This window comes from Arthrobacter sp. 05N428_2 (genome assembly GCF_056397065.1).
In genome coordinates, this window is the sequence record NZ_JBFTMR010000013.1 from 62,442 (window position 1) to 88,702 (window position 26,261).

A 26,261-nucleotide genomic window follows, 5' to 3' on the forward strand; every position below is an offset into this window, starting at 1 on the left:
GAGCCGCCGGGCCGCCCCGCCCGGCGTGAGCCGCCCGGATCGGGGCCCCCGGCGCCGGGGTCTGCGCTGCCGGGGTCCGCGCCGCCGTCAACGACCCAGGGGTCAGGATCCCCGGAAGGAAATCCTGACCCCTGGCGGCGTCGTGCGGTGGAGCCCCGGCTGTTAGAAGCCGTCAACGGCCTTCAGCTTCGGCGATTCCTCAGGTTCGGCAGCCTTGACGCCGACACCGAGCTTTTCCTTGATCAGGCGCTCGAGTTCCGAGGCGAGTTCCGGGTTGTCCCGCAGGAAGCGGCGGGAGTTCTCCATGCCCTGGCCCAGCTGGTCCCCGTCGTAGGTGAACCACGAGCCGGACTTCTTGATCAAACCGTGCTCGACGCCCATGTCGATGATGCCGCCCTCGCGGGAAATGCCCTGGCCGTAGATGATGTCGAATTCGGCGATCTTGAAGGGCGGAGCCATCTTGTTCTTGACGATCTTCGCCTTGGTCCGGTTGCCGACCGAGTCCGCGCCCTCCTTGAGGGTCTGGATGCGGCGGACGTCGATGCGGATCGAGGCGTAGAACTTCAGCGCCTTGCCACCGGTGGTGGTTTCCGGGGAGCCGAAGAACACACCGATTTTCTCGCGCAGCTGGTTGATGAAGATGGCGGTGGTCTTGGTCTGGCTCAACCGGCCGGTGATCTTACGCAGCGCCTGGCTCATCAGGCGGGCCTGCAAACCGACGTGGCTGTCGCCCATGTCGCCTTCGATTTCGGCGCGAGGCACGAGGGCGGCGACGGAGTCGATGACGATGACGTCCAGCGAACCGGAACCGATCAGCATGTCCATGATCTCGAGGGCCTGCTCACCGGTGTCCGGCTGGGAGACCAGGAGCGCGTCGGTGTCGACGCCGAGCTTGGCTGCATATTCCGGATCGAGGGCGTGCTCGGCGTCGATGAAGGCGGCGATGCCGCCCAGCCGCTGGGCGTTGGCTACGGCGTGCAGCGCGACGGTGGTCTTACCGGAGGACTCGGGGCCGTAGATCTCGACCACACGGCCGCGCGGCAGGCCGCCAATGCCGAGGGCCACGTCCAGCGCAATCGAGCCGGTCGGGATGACCTCGATGGGCGCGCGGACTTCGTCGCCCAGGCGCATCACGGAGCCTTTGCCGAACTGCTTGTCGATCTGGGCAAGCGCTGCGTCGAGCGCCTTCTGGCGATCCGGGGCTGCGGCCATGATTCGCACCTCTAATACTTTCTCGCTGGAGAGTGGCCGTCACGGCCGTTGTAATGTCATCACTGACGCTAGTGGCGGCCACTGACAAAGTTGCCGCCGTCGTCGCGTATGTGGAAAACGCTCTGGAAAAAGCATAGCCCGACCCGAACAGATATTCGAACAATCGGACGGCGTGTCAGGCTGGCTCGTGGCAGTCGTCACGGCAGCTTTCCCGCTCTTTTCCCGAGTGCCGGCGCGGGCGTCAGCGCGGCTTCACGTCGCGGCCGAGCCGCCGCTCGGCGGGGACGTCCTGGACATCGCACAGTGCCAGCCAAACCTGCCTGGGCGGCACGCCCGCACTGAGGGCCTGGTCCGCGGTGCGGCCGCCCACGCCCGCCAGCACGAGCGAGTTGCTGAGGACACGGGAATATCCCGCCCCGAACTCGTCGTCCATTAGGCGCCAAAAGTCACTGATTCTCACCGGTAGAGTCTCTCACGGACACGGCACCTAGAATGGTTGCTATGAGCAACCCACACGACGCCACCCCCGCGGCGGCGCCAGTTTCCGGGGCCCGAGATGCCTCCGCGGAGGAGGCGCTGGCCGCCGTCGAACGCCAGTTGAGCATGCTCTGGCGGCGTGCCCGTTCGGTGTCACAACAACTCTCCCGCCGGGTCCATCCCGAAATGGAGCCGGCCGCCTATGGGCTGCTGTCGGTGCTCCGGACCAGGGGCCCCATCCGGCTGACCGAGCTGGCCTCGTCGATCGGCGTCGGGAAGCCCTCGGTAAGCCGGCAGGTCGCGTTCCTGGAGGGCTTGGGGCTGGTGGCGAAGGAAGCCGACCCGCTCGACGGCCGGGCGCAGGCCATCAGCCTGACAGCCAAGGGCGAAGAGAAGATGCATCTGGTCCAGGATGCCCGGCGCGAGGTGTTCCGCGAACGGCTGGCGGAGTGGCCCACCGGAGAACTGGAGGCCTTTGCCTGCTACATGGCGAAGCTCAACGCCAGCTACGAACGCGACGGGTTCCCGCGGGACGAAGTCCTGTAGTCCCGCCCCGCAGGGCGCTTCCGGGACCCGGCCCCGGAGCAGTTCCGCGGCACGGAAAAGGTCCCCGGCACACCGCCGGGGACCTTCCTTGTAGTTATGGGGGTGGGGCTAGCGCGCCCCGGAGAGCATTCCCGTGGCCAGCTCGTCGTTCAGCTCACGGTCCAGGTCCCGGGCGTAGCGCTGAGCGAATTCCTGGGGCACGGTGTCCGGCACTACGACGCCCTCGGCCACGGCGACGCGGTCGCTGACTTCGCGGAGCATGATCGACAACGGGACTTCCAAGGCCGAGCAAATCGAGGAGAGCAACTCCGAGGAGGCTTCCTTCTGGCCGCGTTCCACTTCACTCAGGTAGCCCAGGGACACCCGGGCGCTGTGCGAGACTTCGCGGAGGGTACGGCCTTGGCGTTGGCGGACATCGCGCAGCACATCACCGATTTCGTGACGAAGTACGACCATCTTGCGCTCCTTCTGTTCGCTCTTTGCCTGATCGGCGAGGCCCACATCCTTCCAGCGGACAACGCCGTTTACGGATACGGGCTGCTTTACCATCTGTATCGCCTTGCTCCCTCGTTTGTCCGGTCCGCCGTTGACTGCGAACCGTGTAATGACTTCATCCTAGGCGCCACCCTTCTTCATGGGCGACACAATGTAACAACTATTCGGAATCGACTTTTGTTCCCGGCAACTTTACCCGCGGTAGCTTACCGACGACACGGATTCGAGCAGCCGCTCAAGGGCGGCGCCGCAGGCCAGCGCGCGGATCTCTTGGCGGCTCCCCTCGAACTGGTACGCGAACGACGTCGTGCCTCCCGGTGTGGCCAGGCCGATATACACCGTCCCCACGGCCTTGCCGTCGTGCGGCTCCGGCCCGGCGACCCCGGTGGTGGCCACGCCGACATCGGCGCCGCAGGCGGCGCGCGCCCCCGCGGCCATCGCGGCGGCAACCTGTCCGTCCACGGAGCCGAGGGCGTCGAGGACCTCCCGGGAAACCCCCAGGACATCGGCTTTGACCGAGTTCGCGTATGCAATCACACCGCCCTGCAACATGGCGGAGGCGCCGGGCGTGTCGGCGAGCACGGCGGCGACCATGCCGGCGGTGAGGGACTCCGCCGTCGCCACCGTCAACCCGCGCTCGATGGCGCGGCCCACCGCCTGTTCGGCCAGGCGGTGGAGATTCGGGTGGAGGCCCGGATGGGCGGCGGGCTGCGGAAGACTCATGGTGTCCCTTCCTGGAGCTGCTGTTTTCTGGCCTTGATGCCGCTGGCGCGCAACTTGAGGGCCTCAACGACATATTCGGCGCCGGTCCAGACGGTGATGGCCAGGGCTGCCATCATGACCGCGAAGGCCAGGATTCCGAGCCACGGGGCGATCGAGGCGAGCGGCATGACGTACAGAAAGATCGCCGCGGTCTGCACCAGGGTCTTGAGTTTGCCGCCGCGGGAGGCCGGGATGACGCCGTAGCGGATCACGAAGAAGCGCAGCGCCGTCACGCCCCATTCGCGGACCAGGATCAGGACCGTCACCCACCACGGGAGTTCGCCCAGGAGCGAGAGCATCACCAGCGCCGACCCGATCAGCAGCTTGTCCGCGATCGGATCCGCGATCTTGCCGAAGTCGGTGACGAGGCCGCGGCTGCGCGCAATGTCACCGTCGAGTTTGTCCGTGTAGATCGCCACCGCGAAGACGGCGACGGCGGCCCAGCGCCACGCTCCGTTCTGCGCCTGCAGGCCGGGCGCATCGGCGACGAGGAACCAGACGAAGAAGGGCACCAGCGCAATCCGCAGCATCGTCAGAATGTTGGGCAGGTTCCAGATCCGCGCTGCGGATCCGGAGTGGGTTTCGGCGCTAGTCACCCTCCTAGGCTACCGTCTCCGCCGACTACCGTCCGGTGAGCGACCAGGCGTCCTCGGATCCTTCGTCGTCCTCGCCGCCGCCGTCGGCGCCGTCGTAATATTCGACGCTTTGGGTGCGGTTGTCCAGATCGGCGGCCACCAGGTCCTCGGCGTAGCCGCCCTGCGCGATGTTCGCGTTGGCGTTCTCGCTCAGCGCGGCGGTCTGGGAATCGGCGATCACCGGCCCCTGCTGGCCCTTCATCGCGGCCAGGACGGCCGCGAGGTCGTCCGGCTTGACCAGCACGTCGCGGGCCTTGGAGCCCTCCGAGGGCCCCACCACTCCCCTGGATTCGAGCAGGTCCATCAGGCGGCCGGCCTTGGCGAAGCCGACGCGCAGCTTGCGCTGGAGCATCGACGTCGAGCCGAACTGCGTCGTGACGACCAGCTCGGTGGCCTGCAACAGCACCTCTAGGTCGTCTCCGATGTCGTCGTCGATCTGCTTCTTCTGCGCCTCGGGGGCGACGTCGTCGCGGTAGACGGCCTTGAGCTGGCCCTTGACGTGTTCGACCACCTTGTGGATTTCGGACTCGGTGACCCAGGYACCCTGCACACGCATCGCCTTGGAGGCGCCCATCGGCAGGAAGAGCGCGTCGCCCTGGCCGATCAGCTTTTCGGCGCCGGGCTGGTCCAGGACCACGCGGGAGTCGGTGACGGAGGAGGTGGCGAAGGCCATCCGGGACGGGACGTTGGCCTTGATCAGGCCGGTGACGACGTCCACGGAGGGTCGCTGGGTGGCGAGCACCAGGTGGATACCGGCGGCGCGGGCCAGCTGGGTGATACGGACGATGGAATCCTCGACGTCGCGCGGGGCCACCATCATGAGGTCGGCGAGTTCGTCCACGATCACCAGCAGGTACGGGTACGGGCGGATGACGCGCTTGGAATCCACCGGCGGGAGGACCTTGCCGGCCCGGACGGCCTTGTTGAAGTCGTCGATGTGCTTGAAGCCGTAGTTGGCGAGGTCGTCGTAGCGGGCGTCCATTTCGCGGACCACCCACTGCAGCGCTTCGGCGGCCTTTTTGGGGTTGGTGATGATCGGGGTGATCAGGTGCGGGACGCCCTCGTAGGCGGTCAGTTCCACCCGCTTGGGGTCCACCATGACCATGCGGACCTCGTCCGGGGTGGCCCGCATCAGGATCGAGGTGATCATCGAGTTCACGAACGAGGACTTGCCGGCGCCGGTGGCACCGGCCACGAGCAGGTGCGGCATCTTCGCGAGGTTGGCCACGACGTAACCACCCTCAACGTCCTTGCCGACGCCCATCACCATGGGGTGGTCCGTGCGGCGGGCGTTCTGGCTGCGCAGCACATCACCCAGGGACACGGTCTCGCGGTCCGAGTTGGGGATCTCGATGCCGATCGCGGACTTGCCCGGGATGGGGCTCAGGATCCGCACATCGGAGCTCGCGACGGCGTAGGAGATGTTCTTGGACAGGGCGGTGACGCGTTCCACCTTGGTGCCCGCGGACAGCTCGATCTCGTACCGGGTCACTGTGGGGCCGCGGCTGAAGCCCGTCACCTGGGCGTCCACGTTGAATTGGTTCAGCGTGTCCGTCAGGGAGGCGACGATGGCGTCGTTGGCTTCGGTTCGCTCCTTGGGGATACTGCCGGGCGTGAGCAGGTCCGACGCCGGCAGCGTATAGGTGACATCGCCGGCGAGGGAGAGCTGTTCGGTGCGCTGCGGGATCGGGGTGGGTAGCGGCGCCGGGGCAACCGGGTTGGCGGGCACGGTGGGCCCCGCCCCCGCGCCGGTCTTCAGCGAAGGGTTCAGCGATCCGGCCGCGATCATGCCGGGGGTCACCAGCGGGATCGCCTCGGTGGCGTTCTCCCCCACGGCCCCTGCCGTGGTGCCGAGGCCCTGGGCCGCCTTGATTTTCTCGACGGCAATCTCCGCCTGGGTGGGCCGCCGAACACCGGGCGCCACGGGCCTGGAACCCTTGCCGCCCCGGGCGCTGCCGGCCTCTGTCGGGTCCTCGTCCTCGACGACGGCGCGTTCGAAGGCTTCGTCGCCGACGTAGCCTTCCAGTCCGGCGTCGTCATCCTGGTTCTTCCCGAAGAGGCGCTTGCGCTTCCTCTTGGGCGCGGGGGCATCGTTTTCGTACAGGTAGCTGCGGTCGTGGCCGTCGTTATCGACTTCTTCCTGCAGATCGATGCCCATCAGGTGCTCATAGGCTTCGCGGAGCCGGGACGGGATGGCGCCAAACGGGGTGGCGGTCACGATCAGCAGCGAGGTGAAGGCCAGCAGTCCGTACAGGGCCAGCGGAACGCCGGCGTGGATGGTGGCCAGCGGAGCGGCCGCGAGGTAGCCCAGCATGCCGCCGGCGCGACGCAGCCCGTCGAAGCCATCGGCGACGGTCGGCTGGCCGCCGATGATGTGCGCCAGGCCGCAACCGGCGAAGGTCATGATGAGGAAACCGATGCCGATCCGGTTGTTGCCACGGCCGTCCACGGGCTGGCGGAACAGGCGGAAGGCGCAAACGAACAGCATCAGCGGCAGGAGCAGCGACATCCAGCCGAACGTGCCGTTGACGATGCCGAAGACCAGGTCGGGGAACCAGCCTTGGAAGCCCCACCAGGCAAACGTGGCGATGAAGACACCGAGCGCGAGGTTGAACAGGGCGGCGCCGTCGCGGCGGTCCGCCGGTTCCAGGCCGCTGACGTCCTGGCCGATCCGTCGGACGCCGGCGCCGACGACGTGGCCGATCCCCAGCCAGGCCCCGGCCACGACCCGCACCAGCCAGGGCTGCCGAGGTTCGACGGCGGCCATCTGCCGGGTACGCGCGGTCCCCTGCGAGCGGCTGGGTTTGGACGCAGCTGCGCCGGAGCCCCGGGCCGGAGAGCTGCCTGGTTTGCCCCTGGAGTTGCCGCTGGAGCTGCCTTTTGGCGCGGAGGAGGTGCGTGTCGCCATAGCTGCAACGGTACCCGACGCAGCTCCCGAACCCGCGGATTTCCGGGGCGGGCGGGGATCATGTTGGGGCAAAGTGGAGCCATAGATCCGGGGCCGGACATGGAAAACGGCCTCCCCCGCCGGTCGCCGTCAGGGGGCGGTGCCGGCGGGGAAGGCCGGTTAGGTGCTGCTCTTAGGCTTCGAGGACCACCGGGATGATCATCGGCTTGCGGCGCAGCTTGCGGTTGACCCAGGTGCCTACCACACGGCGGACAACCTGCTGGAGCTGCTGGGAGGTGTGGTCCCGGTTCTGCACGGCTTCCTCAAGTGCGGCGTTGATCTTGGGGATGATTTCGTCGAAGACGGCGTCATCCTCGGCCACGCCGCGGGCGTGGATTTCGGGCCCGGAGACTACCTTGCCGGTGGCGCGGTGGATGACCGTGATGATGGAGATGAAGCCCTCGTCGCCGAGCGTCTGGCGGTCCTTGAGGTCAGCCTCGGTAACCTCGCCGACGCTGGAGCCGTCGACGTAAACAAAGCCAACCTCAACCTGGCCCACGACGTCGGCCTGGTGATCGCGGAGATCGATGACGGTGCCGTTGTCAGCCAGCAGGATGCTCTCCTCGGGAACGCCCGATTCGAGGGCGATCTTGCCGTTGGCGATCAGGTGGCGCGTCTCGCCGTGCACCGGCATGGCGTTGAGCGGCTCGAGGATGTTGTAGCAGTAGAGGAGCTCGCCGGCGGCGGCGTGGCCGGAGACGTGGACCTTGGCGTTGCCCTTGTGGATGACGTCCGCGCCGAGCTTGAGGAGGCCGTTGATGATGCGGAAGACGGCGTTCTCGTTGCCCGGGATGAGGCTGGAGGCGAGGATGACGGTGTCGCCCTGGCCGACGACGACGCGGTGGTCGCCGTTCGCCATGCGGGACAGCGCGGCCATCGGTTCGCCCTGAGAGCCGGTGGACATCAGAACCACGCGGTTATCCGGCAGGTTGTCGATGTTCTTGATGTCGACCAGGATGCCGTCCGGCACCTCAAGGTAGCCGAGCTTAGCGGCGATGGTCATGTTGCGGACCATCGAGCGGCCGACGAAGGCCACCTTGCGGTTGTGGTTCGCCGCGGCGTCGAGCACCTGTTGGACGCGGTGCACATGGGACGAGAACGACGCCACGATAATCCGCTTGGAAGCCTGGCCGAAGAGCCGGTCCAGGGTGGGGCCGATTTCCTTTTCCGCGGTGGTGAAACCGGGGACGTCGGCGTTGGTGGAGTCGGACATGAACAGGTCCACGCCCTCTTCGCCGAGCTTGGCGAAGTGGCGCAGGTCGGTGATCCGGCCATCGAGGGGCAGCTGGTCCATTTTGAAGTCACCGGTGTGCAGCACGCTGCCGCCGGAGGTGCGCAGGAAGACGGCCAGGGCGTCCGGGATCGAGTGGTTGACGGCCACGAATTCGCATTCGAAGGGGCCGAACTTCTGGACCTGACCTTCGCTCACGATCATGGTGGTCGGCCTGATCCGGTGTTCCTGGAGCTTCGCTTCGATCAGGGCCAGCGTCAGCTGGGAGCCCACGAGCGGGATGTCGCTGCGCAGACGCAGCAGGTAGGGAACGGCGCCGATGTGATCCTCGTGGCCGTGGGTGAGGATGACGGCCACGATGTCGTCGAGACGGTCCTTGATGTAGGAGAAGTCCGGCAGGATCAGGTCTACACCGGGCTGGGTCTCCTCGGGGAAGAGGACGCCGCAGTCAACGATCAGCAGCTTGCCTTCGATTTCGAAGACCGTCATGTTGCGGCCGATCTCGCCGAGACCGCCGAGCGGCACGATCCGCAGGGTGTTCCGGGGCAGTTTCGGCGGCGTGACAAGGCCGGGAAGGGCGGTTTGGGTCATAGTGCACTACTTTCCAGGCGGAGCAGGAGCTGTCTGCGGCTGATCAGGCAAAGTGCCGGATCAGGAGAAGACGAGCCCTGCTTCCGCCAAGTCCTCGCGGATCGTTTCGATCTCGGCATCGCCCGGCTCCACGAGGGGCAAGCGGACAACCGAGTTGGGCAGGACTCCCTGCCACTTAAGAACTTGCTTCGCAGCAACAGCACCCTGAATATGGGTCATCACTGCACGGACCACGGGGTCCAGTTCGAAATGTATGGTGCGGGCGGTGGCAAAATCGCCTGCAAGTGCGGCGTCGATCATCGCACGGAACTGCTTGGTGGCCACATGGGCCGAGACGCTGACAAGCCCCACGGCGCCGGCCGCCATCCACGGCAGGGTCAGTCCGTCGTCGCCCGAGTAAACGTCCAGGTCCGTGTTCGCCATCACGCGGGTCACCGCGGCGAAATCGGCCTTAGCGTCCTTGAGGGCCACGATGCGGGGGTGGTCCGCGAGCCGGATCATGGTTTCCGGCAGGATCGGCACACCGGCACGGCCCGGAATGTCGTAGACCATGACCGGCAGGTCCGCGGCATCGGCGACGGCCTCGACATGGGCCTGAATACCGGCCTGGCTGGGCTTGTTGTAATAAGGCGTGACGATCAACTGGCCATGGGCGCCTGCCTTGGCGGCGCGCTTGGCCATCTCGATCGAGTGCGAGGTATGGTTCGTGCCGGTGCCGGCGATAACCTTGGCCCGGTCCCCCACTGCCTCGACGATGACACGGAACAATTGTTCCTTTTCGTCGTCTTCGAGCGTGGAGGTCTCCCCCGTTGTGCCGGAGATTACGAGGGCATCGTTGCCGTCGTCGACGAGCTTGTTGGCCAGCTCAGCGGACCCCTGATAATCGACCTCACCGTCGTTGGTGAACGGAGTGACCATGGCGGTCACAAGGGTTCCGAACGTGTAGGAACGAATGTCAGAGTCAGCCATAGGAAAAACGTTACCCTGTCCCCTGCTCGTTAGAACAATGGCGCCGGCGTGATGCGCGTCAAATTCGGCCCTCCTGCGCCGTGCCGGCCGGTCGGCCGTGACGCGGCCCCGGAACGGCGCAGTATCGCCCCACGGCGTCTTCGCGCAGGGCTTCGGCCCACGTCGCCAGACGCTGGGCTGCGCGGACATAGTGAAACAACTCCGTCGGAGTAAGTGCCTCCAGATCCGTTTCGGCGAGCCTGCGGGCCAACTCGGCGCCGGGCGGTTGCGCGGCCAAGGCAGTGCCCTCCCGGTGCCACTGGACGTCTTCGGGCGGCTCCCCTGCGACCAACCGCCGAAAAAGAAAATCGACGACGCCGGGGCTCATCGCCTTCAGCACACCGTCGCCGTCGCGTCGACCCTCCGCTGGGCGGGTGGGGTCTGGCTGGTAGGAATCACTCGCCTTGTAGGAAGCGCCTGGAGCCGGTTCTGCTGCGTGGTTCATGCTTGCATAATATTCGAACATATATTCGAATACAACCCTTGCGTGGCCGCCGGCCGGCGGCCGGGTCATCCACTCGGGGGAACTTCCTCATCAATGGGTTGGAACTCACTCGAATTGGGCCGGTGGTTGGTTGGAGCCCGCTTAGGGTGAAGGCATGTTCAACACCATCCGGTCTCTAAGGCTCCTCGCGGCACCGGCCGCGGCCACGACGCTTCTGGGAACACTCCTCATCCTGGAGGAGCGCCATTTCGACCAGAAGAGTGCTTTGCTGTTCGCGCTCCTGACGGCAGCCGCGGTCGCCGAGCTCCTTCCGGCGGCCGCCCTGGGTGTGGTTTTGATCGCCCTGACCCTGCAGAGCCTCAAGGTCTTCCCGGCGGTCCTTTTGTCCGGTGTGCTGAGCTATGCCGTCGTTCCGGTCGTCGTCTTCTTTGCCGTGATCGCGTGGAAAACCCGGCACAGGTGGATCCTCCCCACCTCCGCAGTCGTATTCGCCGGCATTACGACCGTGAACTGGTTCACTGACCAGACCTGGATCAACTTCATTTTCGGCAACCAGATCTATGGCCGGGGAGTACTGCGGTCCGCCACTTACGCTTTTCTGATTTTCGGCGCGTTCGCCGCCCTGAACCTCGCCGCCTGGGCCGGCGGCGTGGCCGTAGTCAACGCATCCAGGAGCCGGAGGGCCCAGCTCGCGGCAGAAGCCCGGCTGCGCGAGACGGCGACCGAACTCGCCGTCGAACAGGAACGCAACAGAATCGCGGGCGAGCTGCACGATGTCCTGGCACATTCGCTGGCGGTCATCGTGGCCCAAGCCGACGGAATCCGCTTCATCCACCGCACAGAACCGGAATCAGTCGAGGAGGCATCAAGGGTCATCGCCGAATCAGCAAGGACCGCACTGGTCGAAACGCGCCGACTGATCGAAGGCTTCTCCACGGACCTAAGCAACCAACCGACCCACACCGTTGAAGATCTCGTGGGACTTGCCGACCGTCTGAGCTCCAGCGGCATGCCCGTCACGATCGAATCGACAGGCGAACCATGGGACATGAGCGCCGCTCAGGAGCTGACGGTCTACCGTCTGGCGCAAGAAAGCCTGACGAACGCGTTCAAGCACGGGAACCGGAACCAGGGAGCACAGCTGCAGTTGGTCTGGAACGAGGCGTCCCTCGAGCTGCGGAGCAGATCGTCGCTGATCACAAATCCGGCAGCGGCGCAGAAGACCGCCCCACCCGGCCGCGGTCTAGCAGGAATGAAAGCCCGCGCCGCAGCCGCCGGCGGCTGGGTGGAAACTGTCCGGGGCGAAAAGACCTTCGAAGTACTGGCCTTCCTCCCGTCGGCCACTCCCGACCAGCACGCCACGGCAACACCCGCGAAGCCTCGCATCCCCGCCTTGGAAGGAGCAAAGCCATGACCGCGGCGCCGATCCGGATTGCCTTGGCCGATGACCAGCCGCTGTTCAGTGCCGGGCTAAAAATGATCCTTCGCAGCCAGCCCGATATGGACCTTGTCGGTGAAGCCACCAACGGGGCGGCCGCCGTCGACCTCGTCCACGCGACATGCCCCGATGTACTCCTTATGGACATCCGCATGCCTGTCATGGACGGAATCACCGCTACAAGGACAATCCTGGCCACGCCCGGAGGAACTGCCACCAAAATCATCGTTCTGACCACCATCCAGCATGACGAAGCCGTTGTCCGCGCCATCCAGGTCGGCGCCGCCGGTTTCCTCACCAAAGACACCACACCAGACTTCCTGCTGGCTGCCATCCGAACGGTTCACTCCGGCCACTCAGTCATCGCCCCGGCCCTCACCAACGAACTGCTGCGCGACTACACCACGCCCTCCTCGGGGAACGACGCGGCACTGGCAGACCTGTCCGGAAGGGAACGCGACGTGTTTCTCCTGACCGCCAAAGGGCTCGGAAACGCCGAAATCGCCGCGTCACTGGTACTCAGCGAGGCCACGGTGAAATCCCACGTCGGCAGCATCCTGGCGAAACTCAAGCTGAAGAACCGCATCCAGCTCGTCGCCTTCGCCTACGAAAACAACGTACTGAACTAGGCGCCAAGATCACTTACCCAGCTACCGAAGCCTTCCCCTAGGGAAGGCCGGCCGCCGCATTGCCCAAAACAACCGAAGGAACCACCATGAAGAAGAAGATCTTCGGCGCTGCCGTGCTGATCGTAGGCACCGGCGCGGCACTGGCCGCTGCCGCGATCCCGGCCGCGTCGGTTACCGCATCACCAGAGCCCATCCCGGGCATCATCCGCCAGGCAGAGGCCTACGCCTCATCCGATCCGATCGCCGAAAAGGGCATGCAGGAAGCTGTCCGGCGCTGCATGGCCAAGGCCGGCTTCGACTACACACCGCCCAGCTCCGAGATGACTATGGACCTCAACGGAGCCATCGGATTCAAACGGCTTACGGTCGACGCCGCCAAAGCCAGCGGCTACGCCAGCACCGGGCCTCAAGGACCCCACGAGCCCGCGCCCGGGTCCGCGGACGGGAAACTCTTCGCCAATCCGGCCTTCACCAGGGCACTCACCGGTCCCGGGGACACCGCGTCAATGACCACGGTGGAAGGCATGGGCACCTCCTCCGGCGGATGCCGCGGCGAAGCCATGACACAGATCTACGGCAGCACGGAAAATTACATGCTCGCCACCGGCGTCGCCTACAACTCAGTTCTCCCGGCCAGCCTGTCCGCCTCCGGCGACTCCGGCATTACCAAAGCCATCGGTGACTGGGCGGCCTGCATGAAAGAAACCCCTTACGCCTCCTTTGCGAACCCGCAGCAGGCCGCCGATGCGGGAAAACGTTCCGGCGGCCAGGAAGAGTTTAGGATCGCCGTGACCGACGCGGTCTGCCGAGACAAAACCGGGTTCCATCCCGCACTGGACAAAGTCTTGGACAAGTACTTGACCACACGCATGCAGGAGCTGGCCCCGCAGATCGCCAAGGTCAAAGAGATTCGCCGGACCGCTGACGCGAAGGCGGCAGTGCTGGGCGCCACTGCATCGAAGTAGCGTTTTACGGAGGACCAGCCGAGTGGCGCCCTGTCAGGATTCGGGGGTGACAGGACGCCGTCGTCCTCTGCGCGTTGACGACGCCCGCGGAGCCGCCCGGCGGACCGGACATGAGACGATCGGACGATGACCTCGCGCGGCACGGCTATACCTTCCCGGACGGCCGGAGGCAAGGCGGTAGCGGCCCGGCTGACCGGCGTCGACGCGGCCCGGGGGCTGGCGTTGCTGGGCATGATGGCCACCCACGTGCTCCCCACGTTCGAATCAGACGCGCAGCTCACTCCCACCTGGGTCGGGCTGGCCTTTTCCGGGCGCGCCTCGGCGCTGTTCGCCGTGCTCGCGGGAATCGGCCTGGCGCTCTCCACGGGAAGGGAGCGTCCGCCGGAGGGCACAGAGCTGTGGGCCGCGCGCCGCGGCATCGCGCTGCGGGCGCTGGTGGTGGGCGCCGTCGGGTTCTCCCTTGGCGGCCTGGACGTCAACATCGCCGTGATCCTGGTCCACTATGCGCTGCTGTTTCTCTGCGTGCTGCCCTTCCTCGGGCTGCGCCCGAGGCACCTTTGGACCCTCGCGGCGGCCTGGTTGCTGGTCACGCCCATCCTGGCCTACCTCCTGCGGCCGTGGCTGCTGGCCGCCGAGCCGCCCTTGCAGCTTGGCCACAACCCCGGCTGGGAGGATCTGGCCACCCCCGCGCGGTTGTTCGGCGACCTGTTCCTGACCGGCTACTACCCCGTCCTGCAATGGCTCGCCTACCTGCTTATCGGCCTGGCGATCGGACGGCTGGCCCTGACGACGGCGGCGGTTCCGGTACTCCTGCTGGCGGCCGGAACTCTTGCCGCGGTCGGCGCCAAATGGCTGAGCCAGGTCTTGATGGAGGACTGGGGTGGCCGGGCCGCGCTGCAGGAGGAGCTGGGCGATCCGGCGTATCCTCTGGCGAGCCTGCTGCAGGTGAATCTCGCGGGAATCAACCAGTCCGGTTCGGCCTGGTGGCTGGCCTCAAGCGCCCCGCATTCGGGCACCACTCTGGACCTGCTGCACACGTCGGGGGTCGCCGCCGCGGTGGTGGGCCTCTGCCTGTTGCTGGGACGGCTCGGCGAGTGGATCCAGCTCGATCTGCTGCTGCCGTTGCGCGGCGCCGGCGCCCTGACCCTGAGCCTCTACACGGCACACCTGTGCGTCATGGCGTCCCTGTCCGGCCATCCGCTCCCCGCCGGGTGGAGCGTAGAAGGCGTGTTTTGGGCGCAGGTCGTCGCCGTGCTGATCCTGGGCAGTGCGTTCGCGGCATTGTCCTGGCGCGGACCACTTGAATGGGCGGGGCATGCCGCCAGCGGGCTGGGCCGCGGTCGGCGGGCCGGGCTCCGCTAAGCCGGGCTCTGCCAGCCGCGGCCGCGCTCAGCGAGGCCGGCGTTCCCGGTGGCGCTAGGCGCCGGTGATGGGCGGAGCGGCGCGGAAGAGGCGGACGGCGTCGCGCATGGACGCCCGGGCGCGCTTGCGGTCGCCGGCGGCGTCGTAGGCGCAGCTGAGCCGGAACCAGGAGCGCCAGTCCCCGGGTTCGGCTTCGGCTTCTTCCCGGTACTTCTCGAATTCCAGGTCCGCGGCTTCCCGGATGATCCGGCCGGCGGGGGTGCGGGGCAGGGTGTCTTCCGGCAGTCCGCCCTCCGCCTCCAGGATCTTCGCCATCCGTTCGGTCCGGGCGCCGAAGAGCAGCTCACGCACCAGCGCCCAGGCCCCGACCACCGGCAACGCCAGGTACGCGAGTCCAAGGCCCTTCGCGACCAGGTTGGCATCGGAGAGCAGCAGCACCGAGCGCTGCAGGGACACGACCAGGTAGAACACCAGCAGGAGCGTCACGGCCCCCACCCAGATCTTGGTGCGGTTGGCCTTAAACCCGGTCAGGACGTTGCCCATCAGAGGCCCAGATCCAGGTAGCCGTCCAGGCCTACGGTAAGCCCCGGGTTCGCCGCGACGTTGCGCACGCCCAGCAGCACGCCGGGCATGAAGGAAGCCCGGTCGAAGGAATCGTGGCGGAAGGTCAGCTGCTCCCCGGGTCCGCCCAGCAGGACCTCCTGGTGCGCCACGAGGCCGCGCAGGCGGACGCTGTGGACGCGGACGCCGTCGACCTCGCAGCCGCGTGCCCCCGGGCGTTCGCTGGTGGTGGCATCCGGGCTGGCCGCGACGCCGGCCTCGGTGCGCTCCGCGGCGATCAGCTGGGCGGTGCGCACGGCGGTGCCGGAGGGCGCATCCAACTTGTCCGGGTGGTGGAGCTCAATGATTTCTACCGATTCGAAGTACCGGGACGCCTTCGCGGCGAAGGCGGACGCGAGGACGGAGCCGAGGGCGAAATTCGGGGCGATCAGGACACCGACGCCGGGCCGGGCCGCGAGGAGCGCCTCAAGCCGTGCGAGGCGGTCCGGGTCCCAGCCGGTGGTGCCGACGACGGCGTGGATGCCGTGTTCGACGGCGAACGCGACGTTCGCTTCGGTGCTTTCGGGGACAGTCAGGTCCACCACGATGCGGGCGCCGGAGTCCAGCAGGGCGTCCAGGGAATCGTTGCGGCCCAGGGCCGCGACGAGCTTGAGGTCTTCGGCGGCGTCGACGGCCTTGACGGCCTCGGCGCCCATGCGCCCGTTGGCGCCCAGAACGGCGACGGCGAGTTGTTCGGTCATGCCATCAACCCTACCGCCGCGGCACGCCCCGGCTGGAACCGGGACCTGGCGTTACCCGCCGGTGCCGGCTCCCGTTACCCGCCGGTGCCGGCTCCCGTTACCCGCCCGTGCCGACCGGTTTTAGCCGCCCGCGCCGACCCACTCGACGGTGCCGTCGGCGAAGAACTGTTCCTTCCAGACCGGAACCTGGTCCTTGATCCGATCCACGAGCTCGGAGCACACCGCGAAGGCCTGCCCGCGGTGCGCGGCCGAGACCGCGCAGACCAGGGCCGGGTCGCCGATCGCCAGCATGCCGATCCGGTGGGCGGCCCAGATCCGCACCGGCTGGGCCGGCCCGTCCGCGGCGGTGGGCGCCTGCTCGGTGATCAGCTGCCCGACGACGTCGGCCATCACCTGGTGCGCCGTCGGATGCGCGGTGTAGCTGAGCCGGAGTACCGGCTTGCCGCCGTCGTGGTTGCGGACGACGCCGCTGAAGCTCACCACCGCCCCGGCCGTGTCCGACTCGACGGCGGCGATCGCCTGGTCCACCGAAATGGGCTCGGCGCTAAGCACGGCGCGCACGATTTCAAAACCGGATTCAGTGTCCATGGCTGCCTTCCAGCTGGTCGCAGAGGTGTCCGATGATCGGATCCAGCACGCTCAGGCCGTCCATGACGCCCTTCGGGGATCCGGGAAGGTTGATGATGAAAGTGCTGCCGGCGGCGCCGGCGTGCCCGCGGCTGAGCATGGCCATGGGTGTCTTGGCTGTGCCGGCGCTCCGCAGGCCTTCCATGATGCCGGGAATCTCCCGGTCCAGGAGCGGCAGCGTCTGTTCGGGCGTGGCGTCGGTGGGGCTGAGCCCGGTGCCGCCGCTGGTGATAATGACGGCCGGGTGCTGGGTGAGCAGCGCGCGCAGGGCCCCGCCGACGGGCTCGCCGTCGGGCACCACCATCGCGGGGAAGGGCTCGAAGCCGTGTTCGGTCAGCCAGTCGGCGATGACGGGGCCGGTGAGGTCTTCGTAGATGCCGGCGGCGGCCCGGGTGGAGGCGATCACGATGCCGGCCCTTCGGCCGGTGGCCTCGCCGTGGCGGTGTGGTTCGGGCTGGTTCATTCCTGGAAGGGTCACAGTGTCCAGTCCCCGCTCTTTCCGCCGCTCTTGGCCAGCACCTTAATGTCCGTCAGTACCGCGCGCTTGTCCACGGCCTTGATCATGTCGTACACGCTGAGGGCCGCGACCGAAGCCGCGGTGAGGGCTTCCATCTCCACCCCGGTCACGCCCCGGGTCTTAACCGTGGCGAACACCGTGACCGAGTCGTCACCGAGTTCGAAGTCGACGGTGACCTTCGTGATCGGCAGCGGGTGGCACAGCGGGATGAGGTCAGCGGTTTTCTTGGCGGCCAGGATCCCGGCGACCCGGGCAACGGCCAGCGCATCGCCCTTGGGCAGTTCACCGGCGCCGAGCAGTGCCAGGACTTCGGCCGTGCTGTTCACGGTGGCGGTGGCGGTGGCCTCGCGCGTGGTTTCGGCCTTGTTGGACACGTCGACCATCTGGGCGGTGCCGTCCTGCCGGAGGTGGGTCAGTACCGGTTTGTCCGGTGAGTTGTTCTCTGCTGGGTTCACAGCATCCATACTTCCACCTCGTCGCCCGCGGCGAGCGCTGCGGTTCCCGCCGGGATATGCACCAGGGCGTTCGCCCGGGCCAGGGCGTGCACCAGGTGGGAGCCGGCGCCGCCCTCGAACCGGACGGTGCCGTCCGGGCTGAGCGTTCCGCGCCGGACCTGGTGCTTGTTCTCCGGGGAGGACACGGCTTCGGCCAGCCGGGCACGGACCGTTGTGCGGCGCGCGGGCGAGCCGAACAGATCGGCGAGTACGGGCCGGAGGAACATTTCGAAGGAAACGATGCAGCTGACCGGGTTCCCCGGGAAACTGAGGACGGGCACGCCGTCGAGGCTTCCGATGCCCTGCGGGCCGCCCGGCTGCATGGCTACGGCACCGAATTCGACGTCGTGCCCCGCCAGCGCCTGCCGGACCACCTCGTAGGCGCCCTTGCTGACTCCCCCGGTAGTGACGATCAGGTCCACGTCGGGCGCATGGGCCCGCAGGAGAAGCTCAAGTTCCGCGGGGTCGTCGGCGGAGATGCCGGTCCGCGTCACCTGGAGTCCGGCCTGGCGCAGCGCGGAGTCGAGCAGGGTGCCGTTGGCGTCGTAGATCTTGCCGGGCTGCAGCGGCCTGCCCGGCTCCACCACCTCGTCGCCGGTCGTCACCAGCAGAACCCGGGGCTGGACGTGCACCGGCACCTCGGTCAGGCCCAGCGCTGCCAGCAGGCCCAGCTGTCCCGGGCCCAGGAAGGCCCCGGCGGCGAGCGCAGGCTCCCCGGCGGCGATGTCGCTGCCGGCGTCGCGGACGAAGTTCCCTGCCGGGGCTACGGGCAAGCGCACCGTGGCAGCCGCCCCGGGTGGGGGGAAGGAATCGGGAACTGCCTGTTCGATGGGGACGACGGCGTCGGCGCCGGCAGGGATCATGGCGCCGGTCATGATGGGTGCGGCGCTGCCAAAGGCCAGCGCGGCGGGCTCGGCGCCGGCCGGGACCGGGGCGGTGACACGCAGTTCGGCCCCGCCCACCGGGATGTCGGCGCTGCGGATCGCGAAGCCGTCCATCTGCGAGTTGGCAAAGGGGGGAAGGTCCAACGGGGCCGTGACGTCGGCGGCCAGCCCGCGACCCAGCGCCTCCCGAAGCGGCACGATCTCGACGTGGGCGGCCAAGGGTGACAGCAGCCCGCGGACCTTGTCCCGGTGCGCTTCCACGGTGGCGGGCCTGTGCGCGGTGCGGTGCATACGTTCGTGACCTTTGGCTCGGCGGACTAGGACTTCACGTCCACTGTAACCGTGTGGTAGCCGGTGGCCCCGTCGGGTGCCGGCGGTGCGCTCTCCTCCACCTGCGGGACGCCGGCCAGGTCGGTGGCCCGAACCTGCACCTCATACTGTCCCGGGCCCAGCGGCAGGGCGATTTTCCATTGGCACCAGGTGTCGGTGGAGATTGAGGGCGCCAGGTCGGCCTGCTTCCAGTCGCCGCGGTTTACCCGCACCTCCACCTTGCCGATGCCGCGGTGCTGGGACCACGCGACGCCGCCCACGTCCACCGTCCCGGCGCTCACGCTCCGCCCGCCCCGGGGCACGTCGATCCGCGACGACGTCTTGATCGGTCCGCGCTCGCTCCAGCCGCGCGGGGTCCAGTAGGCGACGTCGTCCGCGAACCGCGTCACCTTCAGTTCGGTGACCCACTTGGTCGCCGAAACGTAGCCGTAAAGCCCGGGGACGATGAGCCGGACCGGGAAGCCGTGCTCCAGCGGCAGCGGCTCCCCGTTCATCCCCACCACCAGCAGCGCGTCCCGGGTGTCCGTGAGCACCTCCAGCGGGGTTCCCGCGGTCCAGCCGTCGACGCTGCGGGAGAGCACCATATCTGCGCCCGGCCTGGGGCCTGCTTGGGCCAGCAGTTCCCGGACCGGCCAGCCGAGCCAGCGCGCGTTACCGATCAGGTCCCCGCCCACCTCGTTGGAAACGCAGGCGATCGTGATGTGCCGCTCGGTCATGGGCTTGGCCAGCAGGGTGTCGAAGTCCAGTTCGATCTCGCGGTCCACCAGGCCGGTGACTTTTAGCTTCCACTCGCGCGGGTCCACCAGCGGGACACGCAGTGCGGTGTCGATCCGGTAGAAGTCCTTGTTCGGAGTCACCAAGGGCGACAGCCCGGCCAGGCCGAGCTCTGCCCCGGCGGGGACCGCTGCGGCTCCTGACGCCGGGACGGGCAACTGAAGTTTGGTGCGCAGCCCGGCGACCGCGTCGGCCGCACCGCGCAGGGTGGACGCCAACAGGCCGCCCAAGGCGAGGACTGCCGTGGTGATGGCCAGGGACTGCAGGAAGCGGCGGCGGGCCGGGGCCGCCGCCGCGGGCTCCGGACCCGCGGACGCCGGGCCCGCGGCTTGCGGCCCGGCGGGCATGCGCCACTCCCGGAGGCGGCGGATCAGCCAGCTCAACAGCGCCATGCCGAGCGCGGCTCCCAGCAGTGGGACGGGGAGGGCATTGGCGGTCACCTCGGCCCGGGTCAGCACGGCGGCGAGGCCCACCAGCCCAAAGACTGCGATCACGGCCAGGCCGGCGAAGCGTCGGCGCCATTCCAGCACCCCGGCCAGCGCCGCCAGCGCCGCGATGACCAGGCCCATGCCGCTGAGCAGCGCCAACTTGTCCGCCGTGCCGAAGAGCGCGATCACCCCGTCCTTGACGCCCGGCGGGACGGCGTCGATCACGGCCCCGCCGACGGCTGTCACGGGCGACACGGAGGGGCTGAGGAGCCCGGCGGCCAGTTCGCCGAGGACGACGCCGGCGCCGACGGCGGCCACCCCGGCCGCCGCGGCCCACCACACGGTGCGCCGTCCGGCCGGCGTCGGCGTTCCGCTGGCGGTCGCATCCGGGGCGACCCGGGAGGTGTTCATACGTCCAGCATAGGTTCGCAATCCTCCGGGCGTGATGCCCGGCCCGCTTTGGCGTAGCCTGACGTTATGAGTGTTCAGCTTGGCATGCCCCGGCCCCGCCCGGACAGCCGACCCGGCGATGGCCGTTCAGCGCCGCAACCGGCCGGGCGCCCGGCGGATATGGCCGCCGGACTTGTGGACCGTTACGGCCGCCGCGCCACCGACATGCGGCTCTCGCTGACGGATAAATGCAACCTTCGCTGCAGCTACTGCATGCCGGCCGAAGGCCTGGAGTGGCTGGCCAAACAGGCGGTCATGACCGCGGAAGAGATCGTGCGGATCGTGCGGATCGGGGTCGACATGCTCGGCGTCCGCGAACTCCGACTCACAGGCGGCGAGCCGCTGGTCCGGGCCGACCTGCTGGACATCATTGCCGCGCTTCGCCAGGCCCACCCGGACCTTCCGATCTCCATGACCACCAACGCCGTCGGGCTCGACAAGAAGGCGGCCGGGCTGAAGGCCGCCGGCCTCACCCGGATCAACGTGTCCTTGGATTCACTGCACGAGGAAACCTTCACCAAGCTGACCCGCCGCCCCTTCCTGAACCGGGTCCTCGCGGGCGTGGACGCGGCCTGGGCCGCCGGCCTGGGTCCCGTGAAGCTCAACGCCGTGCTGATGCGCGGCATCAACGACGTCGAATCCCCCGCCCTGCTCGCGTGGGCGCTGGACCGCGGCTACGAGCTGCGTTTCATCGAACAGATGCCGCTGGACGCCGACCACGGCTGGACCCGCCGAAACATGATCACCGCCGCGGAAATCCGGGAACTGCTCTCCGTCGACTACGTGCTCAGCGCCGATCCGCGGGACCGCGACGGCGCCCCGGCCGAGCGTTTCGAGGTCCGCGCCCGGGTCCCCGGCACGGACGCGGCCACCGGCCCCGTGCTCGGCACCGTGGGAATCATCGCCTCGGTCACCGAACCGTTCTGCGCCGACTGCCGCCGGACCCGCATCACGGCCGAGGGCAAGATCATGAGCTGCCTCTTTTCCCGGGAGGAGACCGACCTGCTGGGGCTCCTGCGCGACGGTGCCAGCGACGACCAGCTGGCCGAACGCTGGCAGGACGCCATGTGGCTCAAGCCCAAGGCCCACGGCATGGACCACGTCGGGCTGGGCGCCCCGGACTTCGTCCAGCCGGACCGCAGCATGAGCGCCATCGGAGGCTGAACCCCTGTGAATGTACGCTACTTCGCTGCCGCGCGCGCCGCTGCCGGCGCCGACGAGGAAAAATTCGAACTCTCCGACGGCGCCACGCTGCCGGCCCTGCTGGAGGCGATCCTCGCCGTCGAGCGCCCGGACCCGCCGGCGGGCACCCCGCCGCTGGCCCGCATCCTGTCCCGTTCAAGCTTCCTGCTCAACGAGGTGGCCGTGCGGGACCACGCCGCCGCGGTCCTGGCGCCGGACGACGTCGTCGACGTGCTGCCGCCGTTTGCCGGCGGCTAGGCACCCTCGGCTAGGGCCTCACCTCCCGGCGAGGGCCTCCCGCACACTTTCCGCCACGGCCCCGGCCCCGGCGGCGCCCATCACGATCGTGTAGTGGTTGACGTCCGGCACCTCGCGGACCCGCAGGGTCGGCAGCTTCGCGGCCCAGTCCTCGAGGTAGCCGGGCGCGTAGAGTCCGGCCGGCTCGTTGAGCAGGCCGCGCGGCGCCCGGAGGACCTGGGTATCCACCATGAGCTCATCCAAGGCCTTCAGCAGCGACGCGCCGCGGTGCAGTTCGGCACTGTCTTCTGCCATCGCCTGGTAGCGGGTGGCCGGACGCAGTTCCGGCTCCTCGCCGGTGAGGTCATAATCCACGTAGGCCTCCACGAGCGGGCCCCAGTCTGCGCTGAACGCCGGATGCTGCCGCCAGAAATTGCGGTACACCTCGCGGCTGGGAAAGGTGGCGCTAAGGCGCTCGGCGGCCGGTCCCAGCACCGCGGCAACGATCTCCTCGTCCGAGAGCCCCGCCGGGACCTGGAGCGGCAGGCCGCCGTCCACCAGCACGAGCGAGCGGACGTGTTCCGGGAACCGGTTCGCCAGGACGAGGGAGGCGAAGGCACCCATTGAATGGCCGACGACGACGACGGGCGCCGGTGCCAGCTCCGCGAGGACGGCCGCGAGATCCGCCGCGTGCGTGGGCATGCCGTACGGTCCGGGCAGTGCGTTGCTGCGGCCGCGCCCGCGCAGGTCCGGAGCGATGATCCGCACCTCCGGCAGCGCCTCGACCAGGTACGGCCAGGCCTTGTGCGACGCCGTCACGCCGTGGACGGCGAGGATGGTCGGGGCATCGGGGTCCTCCGGGCCCCACTGCGCGGTGTGCAGCGTACCGCCGCGGACCGCCACCTCGACGGTGCGGTAGGTGTCCTGGCTGGCTGTCTGGGTCATGGTGCTGTCCCTTCCTGGGGCGGGGTGGGGTTGGGGGTCGGTGCCGGGGAGGCCCCCGGGGCTGAGCCGGCGTCGGGCGCGAGGGCCCGTTCGATGAACTGCATCATTTCCTCGAAGACTTCGTCGGGCACGTCCGGCCGGGCGCCGGCAGCGGGCTCCGCGCCTTCCTCGTCCCACAGGACCCAGCGCATGCCGATCAGCTCGCCGATGCCCATCAGGGCCCAGGCCGCGACGGTGGGATCCATTTCCCGGACCTCGCGGCTGAGCTGGGCCGCTTTGAGGCCTTCGATGTAGCCGTTGACGATCCGGGTGTAATGCAGCCGCAGGGCGCCGGGCGAGACGAATTCGGCCTGGCGGATGATCCGGTAGAGGGCCGGGTGCTGGGCGGTGAAGCGGAAGAACGCGCGGAAACCGGCCCGTTCGGCCTCCAGCCGGGTGCCCGCGCTCCTGGCCGCATCGGTCATGGCATGCCGGACCCGCCGGTTCAAGTCCTCAACCACCTCGTCGAAGATGGCCTGCTTGCCATCGAAGTACAGATAGAAGGTGCCGAGGCCGACGCCGGCGGCCTCGGTGATCTTGACGATCGAGGCCTCGTGGTAGCCCACCGAGGCGAAGACGGACTCCGCGGCCTCCAGCAGCTTGGCCCTGGTACGCGTCCCCCGGGCGGTGCGCGGCGCGGCGCTCATGCTCGTTCTCCCGCCGCCGCGCGTGCCGCCAGGTCCTGGCGCAGCCTGCCGCGGAGGACCTTGTTCAACGCCGTGCGGGGCAGCGCCGCAACCGTCTCGATCCGCACCGGGACCTTGAAGCGGGCCAGCTGCGAGGCGCAATGCTCCAGCAGTTCCTGCTCGTCTGTGGCCATGCCGGGACGGACCACCACGAATGCCACGCCGGTTTCACCCCAGCGCTCATCCTCCACCCCGACGACGGCGGCCTGCGCCACCGCGGGATGGCCCAGCAAGGCGGCCTCGACCTCGGCCGGGGCCACGTTCTCGCCGCCGGAGATGTAGATGTCCTTGAGCCGGTCCACCACCTTGATGTACCCCTCGGCGTCGCGTTCCACCAGGTCGCCGGTGCGCAGCCAGCCGTCGGCCAGGACGGCCGCGGTGGCAACCGGGTCGCGGAAGTAGCCGGCAAACACGCCCGGTCCGCCCACCAGCAGCTCGCCGGTCGCGGCGCCGTCGAGGATTTCCCCGGTGACGGGGTCCGCCACAGCGACGGCGACGTGTGGGTACGGTTTGCCGGAGTAGCCCACCATCCGGGCGGCGTCTTCGTTGGCCAGGCACAGCACGTTCGGTGAGGCCTCCGTCAGGCCGTAGCCCTGGCTCAGCGCCACGCCCCTGCGGTGCCAGATCCGCAGCAGCGGCGCCGGCATCGGCGCGCCGCCCACCACCGCGTGGCGCAGGCTGGACAGTTCGGCGTGGGCGAAGTCCGGGTGCTCGGCCAGCATCAGGTACTGGGTGGGGACGGCCATCAGCATGGTCACACCGCGCTCTGCGATCAGCTGCAGGACCCGGCCCGGTTCGAAGCCGCGCTCCAGCACCACGGTGGCTCCGGTCCACCAGGCCAGCAGCGGCTGGATGTTCCAACCGCCCACGTGGAACTGCGGCAGCACGGCCAGTACCACGTCACTGCTGCCCATCTCGAGGGTGCGGGACAAGGAGAGGTTGTTCCAGAAGCAGTTCGAGTGGGTCAGGACGGCGGCCTTGCTGGCGCCCTCCGTGCCCGAGGTGAAGATCATCAGCAGGGCATCGTCGTCGCGCACTTCCCGGCGGGCCGCCCCCGATCCGTCCGGCGCTCCGGGCGCTGCCGGCTGCACGCGGGACGGCGTCGGGACGGACTTCTCCACGCCGCCGGGCCCGAGGGCCGCGGTCCGCGGACGGTGCGGCAACAGGGCGCAGGCTGCTGCGGCGAGGGAGTCGAGTTCGCCTTCGACCAGCAGCAGTTGGGGGTCGGCGAGCTCCAACTGGGCGGCGAGCTCCCGGGGTGAGAGCCGCCAGGACAGCGGAACCAGGACGAGTCCGGCCTTGGCGCATGCGAAGAAGGCCACCACGTGGTCGGAGCTGTTGCCGGTCAGGGTCGCGATCCGGTCGCCGATCCGGTAGCCGGCGGCCAGGAACGCGGCGGCCAGGGCCGCCGCGCGGCGTTCCAGCTCGCTGTAGAGCAGGCTGCAGCCGCGGTCGTCGATGGCCACCCGGTGCGGGGTGGCCAGGCTGCGGTCGGCGGTCCAGCGGCCCAGGGTGTGCAGGCCGTCGGATCGGGACGGGCCGGTTGCGGTGCTCATGCGGCGTCCTCCAAGATGTCGCGGGGCGTCTCCGTACCCGCGCTGCCGGCGCCCCGGATGCCTCGGCGGCGGCGCTGAGCAAGCCGCTCGGCGGTGCCGGTGATGCCGCCGGGCAGGAAAAGCACCACCAGGATGAAGAGTGTGCCGAGGATGAATAGCGGTTCGGACAACGGTACACGCAGGATGTCCGGGAGCGACTTGACGGCCTCGGAGTTGGCGAGCGTCGTCAGGCGCTGGTCCAGGATCGTGTAGAACACGCCGCCGATCACGGCTCCCCAGCGCGAGCCGACGCCGCCCAGGACCACCATCACGAGCAGCGTGATGGTGAGGTCCGCGGACATCGCGCGGGGCACCGCGCCGCTCTGCAGCAGCAGGAAGGCCATGCCGATGGTGCAGACCAGGACGGCGGAGACCACGAAGATCAGCAGCTTCACCAGGTAGGGCTGCAGGCCCAGGACACGGACCCGGAGTTCGTTCTCGCGCACGGCTGCCGCGGCGTGGCCGGCCCGGGAGGACTGCACCCAGGTGACGATGACGAACACCGCCACCAGCACGGCCAGCGCCAGCCAGTACAGGTTGCGGGTGTTCACGACGCCGACCAGGAAGTCGGGCAGATTGTCGGTGCGCAGCGTCAGGCCCTCGTCGCCGCCGGTCTTGCCCTCGGGGTTGCGGCCCACAATCACCGAGCCGGCCTGGGCGAACGCGAGGGTCACCATCGCGAAGGGGATGCCGCTGACGCGCAGGCTGATGCTGCCCACCACATGGGCCAGCACGATCACGATCAGCAGGGTCAGGCCCATCGCCGGCAGCAGCGGAATGTCCAGGTTCTGCAGGATGATGGCCAGCCCGTAGACGCCGGCACCAAAGTAGAGGGCGTGCCCGAAGGAGAGCAGCCCGGCCACGCCCAGCAGCAGGTGGTAGGTCAGGGCCGCGGCCGCCATCAGCATGCACATGGCCAGCAGCTGCAGGGATCCGGGGGTGTAGCTCGGGCCGGGCAGCACGCCGGGCAGCGAGAGGTTCAGCAACGGGAGCAGGACCAGGAGCAGCAGCCCCGCCAGGCCGGCGGCC

The 26,261-nt window shown here is 68.6% G+C and carries 27 protein-coding genes; 7 read left to right on the top strand and 20 right to left on the bottom strand.

Annotation, left to right across the window (positions count from 1 at the left end):
* Nucleotides 1-162: 162 nt before the first annotated feature.
* Nucleotides 163-1,212, bottom strand: a complete 1,050-nt coding sequence (gene recA, locus AC1DGI_RS14415) for a recombinase RecA (RefSeq protein ID WP_441400504.1) — start codon at nucleotides 1,210-1,212, stop codon at nucleotides 163-165.
* Nucleotides 1,213-1,453: 241 nt separating this feature from the next.
* The gene (locus tag AC1DGI_RS14420; protein WP_441400506.1) at nucleotides 1,454-1,672 is read right to left on the bottom strand and encodes a DUF3046 domain-containing protein; all 219 of its coding nucleotides are present in this window, start codon (nucleotides 1,670-1,672) and stop codon (nucleotides 1,454-1,456) included.
* Nucleotides 1,673-1,713: 41 nt separating this feature from the next.
* Here AC1DGI_RS14420 and AC1DGI_RS14425 point away from each other — a divergent pair, with 41 nt between their 5' ends.
* Nucleotides 1,714-2,235 (top strand): MarR family winged helix-turn-helix transcriptional regulator, encoded by a 522-nt coding sequence (locus AC1DGI_RS14425; protein ID WP_441400507.1) that lies wholly within the window; start codon nucleotides 1,714-1,716, stop codon nucleotides 2,233-2,235.
* 108 nt (nucleotides 2,236-2,343) lie between these two features.
* On the opposite strand, the gene AC1DGI_RS14430 is transcribed toward AC1DGI_RS14425, so the two are convergent.
* The 7 genes from AC1DGI_RS14430 to AC1DGI_RS14460 all read right to left on the bottom strand — a co-directional run bounded on the left by AC1DGI_RS14430 (nucleotide 2,344) and on the right by AC1DGI_RS14460 (nucleotide 10,349).
* On the bottom strand, nucleotides 2,344-2,784 hold the full coding sequence (locus AC1DGI_RS14430) for a helix-turn-helix domain-containing protein (protein ID WP_441400509.1): 441 nt from the start codon (nucleotides 2,782-2,784) through the stop codon (nucleotides 2,344-2,346).
* 138 nt (nucleotides 2,785-2,922) lie between these two features.
* Nucleotides 2,923-3,453 carry a CinA family protein gene (locus AC1DGI_RS14435; protein ID WP_441400511.1) on the bottom strand — a complete coding sequence of 177 codons (531 nt, stop codon included), beginning with the start codon at nucleotides 3,451-3,453 and terminating at the stop codon, nucleotides 2,923-2,925.
* A complete protein-coding gene (gene pgsA, locus AC1DGI_RS14440) occupies nucleotides 3,450-4,088 on the bottom strand; it encodes a CDP-diacylglycerol--glycerol-3-phosphate 3-phosphatidyltransferase (protein ID WP_441400513.1) in 639 nt (212 codons plus the stop codon). Before pgsA ends, AC1DGI_RS14435 begins: the two co-directional genes overlap by 4 nt.
* A 25-nt stretch (nucleotides 4,089-4,113) precedes the next feature.
* Complete coding sequence (locus AC1DGI_RS14445) at nucleotides 4,114-7,035, bottom strand: FtsK/SpoIIIE family DNA translocase (protein WP_476899328.1); 2,922 nt, start codon at nucleotides 7,033-7,035, stop codon at nucleotides 4,114-4,116.
* Nucleotides 7,036-7,207: 172 nt separating this feature from the next.
* A complete protein-coding gene (locus AC1DGI_RS14450; protein WP_476899329.1) occupies nucleotides 7,208-8,896 on the bottom strand; it encodes a ribonuclease J in 1,689 nt (562 codons plus the stop codon).
* Between the two features lie 60 nt (nucleotides 8,897-8,956).
* The gene (gene dapA / locus AC1DGI_RS14455) at nucleotides 8,957-9,865 is read right to left on the bottom strand and encodes a 4-hydroxy-tetrahydrodipicolinate synthase (protein WP_441400519.1); all 909 of its coding nucleotides are present in this window, start codon (nucleotides 9,863-9,865) and stop codon (nucleotides 8,957-8,959) included.
* Nucleotides 9,866-9,923: 58 nt separating this feature from the next.
* Nucleotides 9,924-10,349 (bottom strand): hypothetical protein, encoded by a 426-nt coding sequence (locus AC1DGI_RS14460; protein ID WP_441402469.1) that lies wholly within the window; start codon nucleotides 10,347-10,349, stop codon nucleotides 9,924-9,926.
* A gap of 154 nt (nucleotides 10,350-10,503) precedes the next feature.
* Here AC1DGI_RS14460 and AC1DGI_RS14465 point away from each other — a divergent pair, with 154 nt between their 5' ends.
* The 4 genes from AC1DGI_RS14465 to AC1DGI_RS14480 all read left to right on the top strand — a co-directional run bounded on the left by AC1DGI_RS14465 (nucleotide 10,504) and on the right by AC1DGI_RS14480 (nucleotide 14,743).
* Nucleotides 10,504-11,763: a sensor histidine kinase gene (locus tag AC1DGI_RS14465; RefSeq protein WP_476899330.1), complete on the top strand. Its 1,260-nt coding sequence runs from the start codon at nucleotides 10,504-10,506 to the stop codon at nucleotides 11,761-11,763.
* Nucleotides 11,760-12,416 carry a response regulator gene (locus AC1DGI_RS14470; protein WP_476899331.1) on the top strand — a complete coding sequence of 219 codons (657 nt, stop codon included), beginning with the start codon at nucleotides 11,760-11,762 and terminating at the stop codon, nucleotides 12,414-12,416. The genes AC1DGI_RS14465 and AC1DGI_RS14470 overlap by 4 nt, the downstream gene beginning before the upstream one ends.
* Before the next feature lie 86 nt (nucleotides 12,417-12,502).
* Entirely contained in the window at nucleotides 12,503-13,381 is an 879-nt protein-coding gene (locus AC1DGI_RS14475; protein ID WP_476899332.1) for a hypothetical protein, read from the top strand.
* 126 nt (nucleotides 13,382-13,507) lie between these two features.
* Nucleotides 13,508-14,743: a heparan-alpha-glucosaminide N-acetyltransferase domain-containing protein gene (locus tag AC1DGI_RS14480; RefSeq protein ID WP_476899333.1), complete on the top strand. Its 1,236-nt coding sequence runs from the start codon at nucleotides 13,508-13,510 to the stop codon at nucleotides 14,741-14,743.
* A gap of 54 nt (nucleotides 14,744-14,797) precedes the next feature.
* Here the strand turns inward: AC1DGI_RS14480 and AC1DGI_RS14485 are convergent, their stop codons facing one another.
* From AC1DGI_RS14485 to AC1DGI_RS14515, 7 genes are all read right to left on the bottom strand, one after another.
* The gene (locus tag AC1DGI_RS14485) at nucleotides 14,798-15,286 is read right to left on the bottom strand and encodes a hypothetical protein (RefSeq protein WP_476899334.1); all 489 of its coding nucleotides are present in this window, start codon (nucleotides 15,284-15,286) and stop codon (nucleotides 14,798-14,800) included.
* Nucleotides 15,286-16,044, bottom strand: a complete 759-nt coding sequence (gene dapB, locus AC1DGI_RS14490; RefSeq protein WP_476899335.1) for a 4-hydroxy-tetrahydrodipicolinate reductase — start codon at nucleotides 16,042-16,044, stop codon at nucleotides 15,286-15,288. The genes AC1DGI_RS14485 and dapB overlap by 1 nt, the downstream gene beginning before the upstream one ends.
* 120 nt (nucleotides 16,045-16,164) lie before the next feature.
* Nucleotides 16,165-16,632, bottom strand: a complete 468-nt coding sequence (locus AC1DGI_RS14495) for a molybdenum cofactor biosynthesis protein MoaE (protein ID WP_476899336.1) — start codon at nucleotides 16,630-16,632, stop codon at nucleotides 16,165-16,167.
* On the bottom strand, nucleotides 16,622-17,134 hold the full coding sequence (locus AC1DGI_RS14500) for a MogA/MoaB family molybdenum cofactor biosynthesis protein (protein WP_476899337.1): 513 nt from the start codon (nucleotides 17,132-17,134) through the stop codon (nucleotides 16,622-16,624). The genes AC1DGI_RS14495 and AC1DGI_RS14500 overlap by 11 nt, the downstream gene beginning before the upstream one ends.
* Nucleotides 17,135-17,145: 11 nt before the next feature.
* Nucleotides 17,146-17,652, bottom strand: coding sequence for a cyclic pyranopterin monophosphate synthase MoaC (gene moaC / locus AC1DGI_RS14505; protein ID WP_476899338.1), 507 nt, complete (start codon nucleotides 17,650-17,652; stop codon nucleotides 17,146-17,148).
* Nucleotides 17,640-18,857: a molybdopterin molybdotransferase MoeA gene (locus tag AC1DGI_RS14510; protein WP_476899339.1), complete on the bottom strand. Its 1,218-nt coding sequence runs from the start codon at nucleotides 18,855-18,857 to the stop codon at nucleotides 17,640-17,642. The genes moaC and AC1DGI_RS14510 overlap by 13 nt, the downstream gene beginning before the upstream one ends.
* Before the next feature lie 26 nt (nucleotides 18,858-18,883).
* Nucleotides 18,884-20,509: a molybdopterin-dependent oxidoreductase gene (locus AC1DGI_RS14515; RefSeq protein ID WP_476899340.1), complete on the bottom strand. Its 1,626-nt coding sequence runs from the start codon at nucleotides 20,507-20,509 to the stop codon at nucleotides 18,884-18,886.
* Between the two features lie 66 nt (nucleotides 20,510-20,575).
* On the opposite strand from AC1DGI_RS14515, the gene moaA reads away from it, so the two are divergent.
* Nucleotides 20,576-21,712 (top strand): GTP 3',8-cyclase MoaA, encoded by a 1,137-nt coding sequence (gene moaA / locus AC1DGI_RS14520; protein ID WP_476899341.1) that lies wholly within the window; start codon nucleotides 20,576-20,578, stop codon nucleotides 21,710-21,712.
* Between the two features lie 6 nt (nucleotides 21,713-21,718).
* The gene (locus tag AC1DGI_RS14525) at nucleotides 21,719-21,988 is read left to right on the top strand and encodes a MoaD/ThiS family protein (RefSeq protein ID WP_476899342.1); all 270 of its coding nucleotides are present in this window, start codon (nucleotides 21,719-21,721) and stop codon (nucleotides 21,986-21,988) included.
* Between the two features lie 18 nt (nucleotides 21,989-22,006).
* Here the strand turns inward: AC1DGI_RS14525 and AC1DGI_RS14530 are convergent, their stop codons facing one another.
* The 4 genes from AC1DGI_RS14530 to AC1DGI_RS14545 form a co-directional block, all read right to left on the bottom strand.
* Nucleotides 22,007-22,912: an alpha/beta hydrolase gene (locus AC1DGI_RS14530; protein WP_476899343.1), complete on the bottom strand. Its 906-nt coding sequence runs from the start codon at nucleotides 22,910-22,912 to the stop codon at nucleotides 22,007-22,009.
* Entirely contained in the window at nucleotides 22,909-23,598 is a 690-nt protein-coding gene (locus AC1DGI_RS14535) for a TetR/AcrR family transcriptional regulator (RefSeq protein ID WP_476899344.1), read from the bottom strand. Before AC1DGI_RS14535 ends, AC1DGI_RS14530 begins: the two co-directional genes overlap by 4 nt.
* Nucleotides 23,595-25,193 (bottom strand): class I adenylate-forming enzyme family protein, encoded by a 1,599-nt coding sequence (locus AC1DGI_RS14540; RefSeq protein WP_476899345.1) that lies wholly within the window; start codon nucleotides 25,191-25,193, stop codon nucleotides 23,595-23,597. The genes AC1DGI_RS14535 and AC1DGI_RS14540 overlap by 4 nt, the downstream gene beginning before the upstream one ends.
* A partial coding sequence (locus AC1DGI_RS14545) for a branched-chain amino acid ABC transporter permease (protein WP_476899346.1) occupies nucleotides 25,190-26,261 on the bottom strand: 1,072 nt, incomplete at its 5' end. The genes AC1DGI_RS14545 and AC1DGI_RS14540, both read right to left, overlap by 4 nt.

Coding starts and splice junctions, on each gene's coding strand:
- AC1DGI_RS14475 (WP_476899332.1), top strand. CDS start 12,503: ATGAAGAAGAAGATCTTCGGCGCTGCCGTGCTGATCGTAGGCACCGGC.
- AC1DGI_RS14495 (WP_476899336.1), bottom strand. CDS start 16,632: ATGGACACTGAATCCGGTTTTGAAATCGTGCGCGCCGTGCTTAGCGCC.
- AC1DGI_RS14435 (WP_441400511.1), bottom strand. CDS start 3,453: ATGAGTCTTCCGCAGCCCGCCGCCCATCCGGGCCTCCACCCGAATCTC.
- AC1DGI_RS14450 (WP_476899329.1), bottom strand. CDS start 8,896: ATGACCCAAACCGCCCTTCCCGGCCTTGTCACGCCGCCGAAACTGCCC.
- AC1DGI_RS14510 (WP_476899339.1), bottom strand. CDS start 18,857: ATGCACCGCACCGCGCACAGGCCCGCCACCGTGGAAGCGCACCGGGAC.
- AC1DGI_RS14430 (WP_441400509.1), bottom strand. CDS start 2,784: ATGGTAAAGCAGCCCGTATCCGTAAACGGCGTTGTCCGCTGGAAGGAT.
- AC1DGI_RS14535 (WP_476899344.1), bottom strand. CDS start 23,598: ATGAGCGCCGCGCCGCGCACCGCCCGGGGGACGCGTACCAGGGCCAAG.
- AC1DGI_RS14460 (WP_441402469.1), bottom strand. CDS start 10,349: ATGAACCACGCAGCAGAACCGGCTCCAGGCGCTTCCTACAAGGCGAGT.
- dapB (WP_476899335.1), bottom strand. CDS start 16,044: ATGACCGAACAACTCGCCGTCGCCGTTCTGGGCGCCAACGGGCGCATG.
- AC1DGI_RS14480 (WP_476899333.1), top strand. CDS start 13,508: ATGACCTCGCGCGGCACGGCTATACCTTCCCGGACGGCCGGAGGCAAG.
- dapA (WP_441400519.1), bottom strand. CDS start 9,865: ATGGCTGACTCTGACATTCGTTCCTACACGTTCGGAACCCTTGTGACC.
- AC1DGI_RS14500 (WP_476899337.1), bottom strand. CDS start 17,134: ATGAACCAGCCCGAACCACACCGCCACGGCGAGGCCACCGGCCGAAGG.
- AC1DGI_RS14465 (WP_476899330.1), top strand. CDS start 10,504: ATGTTCAACACCATCCGGTCTCTAAGGCTCCTCGCGGCACCGGCCGCG.
- moaA (WP_476899341.1), top strand. CDS start 20,576: ATGAGTGTTCAGCTTGGCATGCCCCGGCCCCGCCCGGACAGCCGACCC.
- AC1DGI_RS14425 (WP_441400507.1), top strand. CDS start 1,714: ATGAGCAACCCACACGACGCCACCCCCGCGGCGGCGCCAGTTTCCGGG.
- AC1DGI_RS14470 (WP_476899331.1), top strand. CDS start 11,760: ATGACCGCGGCGCCGATCCGGATTGCCTTGGCCGATGACCAGCCGCTG.
- AC1DGI_RS14540 (WP_476899345.1), bottom strand. CDS start 25,193: ATGAGCACCGCAACCGGCCCGTCCCGATCCGACGGCCTGCACACCCTG.
- AC1DGI_RS14485 (WP_476899334.1), bottom strand. CDS start 15,286: ATGGGCAACGTCCTGACCGGGTTTAAGGCCAACCGCACCAAGATCTGG.
- moaC (WP_476899338.1), bottom strand. CDS start 17,652: ATGGATGCTGTGAACCCAGCAGAGAACAACTCACCGGACAAACCGGTA.
- AC1DGI_RS14530 (WP_476899343.1), bottom strand. CDS start 22,912: ATGACCCAGACAGCCAGCCAGGACACCTACCGCACCGTCGAGGTGGCG.
- recA (WP_441400504.1), bottom strand. CDS start 1,212: ATGGCCGCAGCCCCGGATCGCCAGAAGGCGCTCGACGCAGCGCTTGCC.
- AC1DGI_RS14515 (WP_476899340.1), bottom strand. CDS start 20,509: ATGAACACCTCCCGGGTCGCCCCGGATGCGACCGCCAGCGGAACGCCG.